Consider the following 6381-nt stretch of genomic DNA (forward strand, 5'->3'; position numbering starts at 1 on the left):
GGGGGCGTTGCTGGCCGTAGGGGCGTGCAGCGGCTCGACGACGAGCGGTGTGGCGCCGGGGGACGTTGCGAGCGTCGCGGTGTCTCCGTCCACGTCCTCGGTGTCGGTCGGCGGCCGTGTACCGCTGAGCGCCGTCGTGCAAGACGCCTCCGGCCACGCGCTCTCCGGCGCCGACGTCTTTTGGTCCGTCCAGAACACGAGCATCGCGACCATCTCCGACGACGGCATCGTAACCGGCGTCGCGCCCGGCACGACGCAAGTTTCGGCGAATGTCGCCGGAAAATCTGGAGTCGGCACCGTCACCATCGCGCGAGGCGCCGATCCACTCCCGCAGGGCCCTGTTCCCGTCGCATCGGTCCGCATTTCACCGTCGAACCCGCCGGCCATCGGCAAGAACGACAACCTCGCGTTGACCGCGTCTCTCACCGACGCAAGCGGCAAAGACATCGGTCCGGGACGCGTTGTCACGTGGACGTCGAGTGACCCGAGTATCGCCTCGGTCACGCCGAAAGCGGGCACATACGGCGCCACCGTGAAGGGCAACAAGGAAGGAGCGGCGACGATCACCGCGACGAGCGAGGGGAAGAGCGCGTCGGTGGCCATCACGGTGAAGCACTGACGCTCACCCGCTCCGGCCGCCCCCACCTTTGCGCCGGCGACGTTCGAGAAGAACGCCTGGTTCGACGTTCAGGATTTCGCAAAGCGTCTCGAGCAGCGCGCCGTCGAACATGCGCACCCGTCCTCGCTGCCGCACGAGCCGGTAGAGCGTCGACGGAATGACTCGGCCGTCGGAGCGTTTCGCGACCTCGTAGGCCGTGATCTTGTGCTCCGTGAGCACTTCGGGGAGTCGGATTCGCACGGGAGGGCGAATCTATTAGTACTGTCTCGGTAGTGTCAATGATGTCATGACACTATTGACACTACCGCAAGAGTTGTGCATTTTCCGCTTCGTCCGGTCCCCCCCCACCAGCCGGTTGCCCTTCCCCGCCAAGGAGCCCGCCATGCAGACCGTGGTCGCAACGGACACCCCGAGGGTCGCGCCGCCAACGGAGTCGATGAGCTATTTGGCTGTCGAGGCACAGGACATCGCGTACACTCCCAGCCGCTCCAGCGGCGGGACCGTCTCCGTCAGGCTCGAGCATCTCCACGATGCCGGACTGACCGTGTTGCGCCTCGCGGCCAACGGCCACGCGTTCCGCAAAATGGGCGAGCCCGCGGGCGGCAAAACGCGATTGAGGCTGGTGTTGGAGTCGCCGGACGCGTTGCGCGCGCTGACATGCTGCCTGATCGAGTTGCTCCAGAACGAGAAGGCCCTCGAGCTGCTCGAGGGCGTGACGCCAGGCGACCGCTCCGATTAGGGGGGTGAGCCGTCGAAAACGAAAATGGGGAGAGCCTGACGGAGGCTCTCCCCGTTTTCGTGGCGGCGATCAGTCGCTCACGCGCCCCGCGCGTCGGCTCGCGCAATCTCTGCCGTCAGCGCATACTCGTCACGCGTCACGACCTCGGCGCGGACGTCGCAAGAACCCATGCGCGAAGATTCTACCGGCCAAGGGTCGCATCGTCGAGTCGATGGACATGCGTGAATCGAATACGATCATCATCGGCGCCGGACCGGCCGGACTCGCTCTCGGAGCCGAGCTTCGGCGCTCGGGCGTCTCGTTCGTGATGCTCGAGCGTGGAGAGCACGTCGCCGAGTCATGGCACCGCCACTATGAACGGCTCGCGCTGCATACGCCGAAGCGGCACTCGGCGCTCCCGGGCCTTCCCTTCCCGCGCGACTATCCGACGTACCCGTCGCGCCAACAGCTCATCGCGTACTTCGACGACTACGCGCGCACGTTCGACCTGCATCCCGAGTTCGGGGTGGACGTGTCTCGATGCACGCGTGGGGCGGACGGGCGTTGGTCGATCGAGACCAGCGTCGGCGAGTATCGGGCGCGCAATCTCGTGATGGCGGCGGGCCTGAACCGTGTGCCCACTGTGCCGCGCTGGCCGGGTCAGGAGACCTTTCCCGGACGGATCGTCCACACGCAAGACTATAAGAATGGCGAGCGCTTCCGATGCCAGCGCGTGCTCGTCGTGGGTTTCGGAAACTCGGGCGCCGAGATCGCGCTCGACCTGCTCGAGCATGGCGCGCGTCCGGCCGTTGCCGTTCGTTCGAAGGTGAACGTCATCCCGCGCGATCTCCTGGGCATCCCGATCGTCGTGTTCGGCCTGCTGTGGAAACCATTCCCGGCCCGATTCGCCGACGCGATGAACAGGATGACCCTGCGGTTGGCGATTGGAAATCTCTCCGCGATCGGATTGTCGAAGCGCGACTGCGGCCCGTTCGCGCAGATCACGGAGGCGCGCCAGATCCCCGTCATCGACGTGGGCACGCTTGCGCGCATTCGGAGCGGCGACATCGATGTGCGGAAAAATATCGAATCGTTCGACCGCACGACCGTTCGATTCGCCGACGACACCAGCGAGCCCTTCGACGCGATCGTGCTCGCGACGGGTTTCACCACCGGCCTGGCGAGCATGTTTCCAGAGCAACCGGATGTGCTGGACGACCAGGGCCGGCCGCGCATCAGTGGGCGCGAGTCAGCGGCTCCGGGGCTCTTCTTCTGCGGATACGAGCTGTCTCGAGGCGGCGTGCTGCGCCAGATCGGGATCGAAGCTCGGCACATCGCGCGATCGATCGCGGCGAGAGCCGGAGAAGCTCCTCTGCCTATCCGGGAGGCGGCGGCCGCGAGGTGACCACCGGTCCACGCGTCCGCCCGTCCACCCGTCCACCCGTCCACCAATCGAATGACACAAGCCGCCCGTCGCCCGATTGTCCTGGCGCTCATCGTTGCCGCCTGCGCGCGACAGCCCGCGTTCATCGCACCGAGCATGGGCGCCATGCCGTTCCCGGTTGACAGCGCTCGAGCTGTCATGGTGGCCGACGGCGTAACACGCCGCGTCATTCGTTCGGCGACGGGACCATGGACGATCAACGTCGTCTACGTCGACCTCGATCGATGCAACGCACCCGAGGCTGTCGCGAGCTCCGACCGCGCGATCGGCCGAGTCAAGACAAGCGACATGCTCGCTGCTCTCTCGCGCACGCAGAAAGTGGTCGCGGGGGTCAACGGGGACTTCTTCAATCTTCAGAGCGGCACGCCGACAAACCTCCTCGTGGTCGACGGGATGATGATCACGCCGCCGATCAAGCAGCCGGTACTGGCGTTCGATTCCGCCGGCGTTCCCCACATCGCGTTCTTCACGCTCGAGAGTGGGCGGCTGCTCCCGTTCCACCCGCTGCAGGCCGTCGGCGGACGACCGGTACTGGTGCGCGACAGCGCCATCGTCGATGAGGTAGACACCTTCGGCCAGGCGTCGTTTCGTGAGCGGAACCCGCGCACTGCGGCGGGTATCGCGCGGAACGGCAAGCGGCTCATCCTGGCCGTCGTGGACGGACGGGAATACGAGAACGCTGGAATGACGTTGCGCGAGACGGCCGGCCTCATGCTCGCACTGGGCGCGCGCGACGCAATCAACCTCGACGGGGGCGGTTCGACGACGATGGTGTTCGCAGATCCCGACTCGTCGGGCAAGCTGCGCATCGCCAATCATCCGTCGGACAAAGAAGGCGAGCGGACTGTCGGCGATGCGCTGGCGATCGTGAAGCGACAATGCTCTGGGCGGTAGCCGAGGCCGCCGGCACAACCTTCGAGGCTCAGGTTCTAGTCGCGTGAAGCGGGACCGGCGCCGATGCTGACGGGATGCTCCGGTTGAATTGGTGATCGTGCAGCCGAGCATACACGCCGCTCGCCGCGAGAAGCGTGGCATGCGTGCCGCGCTCACACACGCGGCCATGATCGACCACGAAGATCTGATCCGCCTGCTGGACCGTCGTGAGGCTGTGCGCGATCATGATCGTCGTCTTCCCGCGCATCAGCTGGCGAAGCGCGTCGAGGACCAGCGCCTCCGACGCCGCATCCAATCCGGTCGTGGGCTCGTCGAGAATCAGAATCGGGGCGTCGCGAATGATGGCCCGCGCGATGGCGATTCGCTGCTGCTGCCCGCCGGACAAGGTCACGCCACGCTCGCCAACCAACGTGTTGTAGCCGTCGGGTAGCTCACGAACGAACACATCCGCGTTCGCCAACTCGGCGGCTCTCACGATCTCGCCGCGTGTCGCCTCGGGCCGTCCATACGCGATGTTCTGCCACACCGGACCGCGGAAGAGCAGCGTGTCCTGCAACACGAAGCTCATGCGCTCCCGGATGGATTCCTGGTAGAAGGATTGTACGTCCTCCCCATCGATCAGCACGCGACCCGACTGAGGGTCGTAGAACCGTGCGATGAGATTGATGAGCGTTGTCTTGCCGGCGCCGGTCGGTCCGACCAGTGCGGCGATCGAGCCGGCCGGGATCGTGAGGCTCGCGTCGACGAGGTTGGGCCGGTCGGGTCCGTACCCGAACGTCACGTGATCGAGCTCGATCGCGCCGCGAAAGCGAGGCGCGCGTCGCGCTCCGGGCCGATCCCGAATCTCGAGGTCGACGGCGAGGAAGGTGTTGATCCGCTCGAACGCGACCAGCGCGCGCGAGTACGTGTCGGTCATCTTCGACAGCTCGCGAATCGGCTTGTACATCTTGCTCAGGTACAGCAGAAAGACGACGAGCGCCCCGGCGGTCAGGCGGCCATCGAGGACGTGACGCGCGCCGAACCAGAGGACCGAGGCCGCCCCCACGGCGACGATGATCTCGACGGCCGGCGCCAGCTTCGCTTTCACGTCGCGCGCGCGGAGCGTCGACTCGACGATCCTCTCACTCTGGTACTCGAAGCGGCCGCGCTCGTGATCCTCTCGGCCGAACGCTTTCACGAGCCGCATCGACGACAGCACCTCGTGCATCGTCGACATGAGGTCCGCTTCCCGCCCGCGCACGTCGAGCGAGGTGCGCTTGATCCGGCGAGTGAGCGTGTAGACGACGACGCTGAGCGCCGGCAGGACCGCCAGCGCGATGAGCGTGAAGCGCCAGTCGAGATACAGCATGAGGCTGGCCATGCCGATCAACAGCAGCGTGTAGTACAACGTGTCGAGGACGCCCGAGGTGATCGCGCTCTGGATCGCGTCGACGTCCGTCGTCGCGGTGCTGATGACGTCACCCGTCCGCTTTTTGTCGTGGAACGACATCGACAGCCGCAGCGCGTGGACATAGAGCCGGCAGCGAAGCTCGTGGGTCACACGCTGGCCCAACGTCGTGACGCACTGCTTTTCGGCGTAGCTGCCCAGGCCTCCGACGATCGCGATGAGCAGCACCATGCCCACGGCGAATTCGAGAACGCCTAGGGTATTCGTTCCGAGCATCGAGGCGACCCCGCGCTCCAGCCACTGCGGCAGCGGTTTGGCACGCAGCACGGTGTCGAGCACGATTTTGATCGGCCACGGCTCGAGCAGCGAGGCGCCTGTCTCGGCGCCAACGGCGACGAGGCCCAGGAGCAAGATGCCCCAGTGGCCGGACAGCAGGCCAAGGACTGTGGCTCTTTGTGTTTTCCGATCCAGCGGCGGCGGGTTGTCGGCCAACCGGAGTGCCTTGAGGGGTTCTATCTAGTTAATACGGAAGAAATACCCGCCCGGGTTCGCCATCGAAGTGATTGTGACTTGCAATCGTTCGCCCTTTTCGGGAATTCGAGGCGAGCATGCGTCGGAGGTGCTGGGAACGACCGGCCATAATCGACCGTTTCCGAGCTCGACTATGGCCCGCCGTTTCGTCAAAAGAGCTAAACGTCCGAACAGGATACGTTCACAGTTCCGCCGCCGGCCCGGCGGACTCGCGGACCACGCAAGCCAACTAGAATCCGAGCTTGCTGACGCCCTGGCCCGGCGGGAACCCGGCCGCGCCGGCAAGCGCGACCTGCTCGTCCTGGTCGACGCCGTCGCCGCTCACGCCGATGCCGCCAACGAGCACACCGTTTTTGTAGAGCGGTATGCCGCCCGGGAAGGTGATGATGCCGTTGCGAAACTCCTGGCTGCCGCTGATGCCGATTTGATTGGAGTTCCCAATTCCCCAGAGCGGGCCGCCAGGCTGTGACGCGTCGCCGACGATGCGGCTCGTGAGGGCGTTCTGATCGCTCGAGAAGAAGGCCGCGGTGCGAGCCTTGGCGATGGCGATGTCGATCGAGCCGACCCACGCATCGGCCATCGAGAACAGCCGAAGCAGTTTGCCGTCGCGAGCGACGATGGCGATTTGCATCTTCGTCGGTTGCGCCGTCGGCGAGACGCGGAAGGCGCTGTTCGTCGCGTTCGCCGCCGACACGGCGACCGCGATGATCCCGTCCAGATCGGCGTTGCTGAGCTCCGGAGCCGCCGCCTCCGACCGTCTAATTCCCAGAGTGAGACTGAGAGCGAGC

At 65.7% G+C, this 6381-nt stretch carries 7 protein-coding genes; 4 read left to right on the forward strand and 3 right to left on the reverse strand.

Features of this window, described 5'->3' with window-relative positions:
- The coding region (locus VGQ44_23330) for an Ig-like domain-containing protein (protein ID HEV8449775.1) at positions 1–619 on the forward strand (619 nt) is incomplete at its 5' end.
- 3 nt (positions 620–622) lie between these two features.
- On the opposite strand, the gene VGQ44_23335 is transcribed toward VGQ44_23330, so the two are convergent.
- Positions 623–859: a helix-turn-helix transcriptional regulator gene (locus VGQ44_23335; protein HEV8449776.1), complete on the reverse strand. Its 237-nt coding sequence runs from the start codon at positions 857–859 to the stop codon at positions 623–625.
- 142 nt (positions 860–1001) lie between these two features.
- On the opposite strand from VGQ44_23335, the gene VGQ44_23340 reads away from it, so the two are divergent.
- From VGQ44_23340 to VGQ44_23350, 3 genes are all read left to right on the forward strand, one after another.
- A complete protein-coding gene (locus VGQ44_23340; protein ID HEV8449777.1) occupies positions 1002–1358 on the forward strand; it encodes a hypothetical protein in 357 nt (118 codons plus the stop codon).
- A 217-nt stretch (positions 1359–1575) separates the two neighbouring features.
- The gene (locus tag VGQ44_23345; protein ID HEV8449778.1) at positions 1576–2742 is read left to right on the forward strand and encodes an NAD(P)/FAD-dependent oxidoreductase; all 1167 of its coding nucleotides are present in this window, start codon (positions 1576–1578) and stop codon (positions 2740–2742) included.
- 51 nt (positions 2743–2793) lie between these two features.
- On the forward strand, positions 2794–3675 hold the full coding sequence (locus VGQ44_23350; protein HEV8449779.1) for a phosphodiester glycosidase family protein: 882 nt from the start codon (positions 2794–2796) through the stop codon (positions 3673–3675).
- A 28-nt stretch (positions 3676–3703) separates the two neighbouring features.
- On the opposite strand, the gene VGQ44_23355 is transcribed toward VGQ44_23350, so the two are convergent.
- Complete coding sequence (locus VGQ44_23355) at positions 3704–5554, reverse strand: ABC transporter ATP-binding protein (protein HEV8449780.1); 1851 nt, start codon at positions 5552–5554, stop codon at positions 3704–3706.
- Between the two features lie 268 nt (positions 5555–5822).
- A partial coding sequence (locus tag VGQ44_23360; protein ID HEV8449781.1) for a heme-binding protein occupies positions 5823–6381 on the reverse strand: 559 nt, incomplete at its 5' end.

Source organism: Gemmatimonadaceae bacterium (genome assembly GCA_036003045.1).
GTDB lineage: Bacteria > Gemmatimonadota > Gemmatimonadetes > Gemmatimonadales > Gemmatimonadaceae > JAQBQB01.

Excerpts from the sequence above, each read along its gene's own strand:
- VGQ44_23345 (HEV8449778.1), top strand. The coding sequence starts at position 1,576 with ATGCGTGAATCGAATACGATCATCATCGGCGCCGGACCGGCCGGACTC.
- VGQ44_23350 (HEV8449779.1), top strand. The coding sequence starts at position 2,794 with ATGACACAAGCCGCCCGTCGCCCGATTGTCCTGGCGCTCATCGTTGCC.
- VGQ44_23340 (HEV8449777.1), top strand. The coding sequence starts at position 1,002 with ATGCAGACCGTGGTCGCAACGGACACCCCGAGGGTCGCGCCGCCAACG.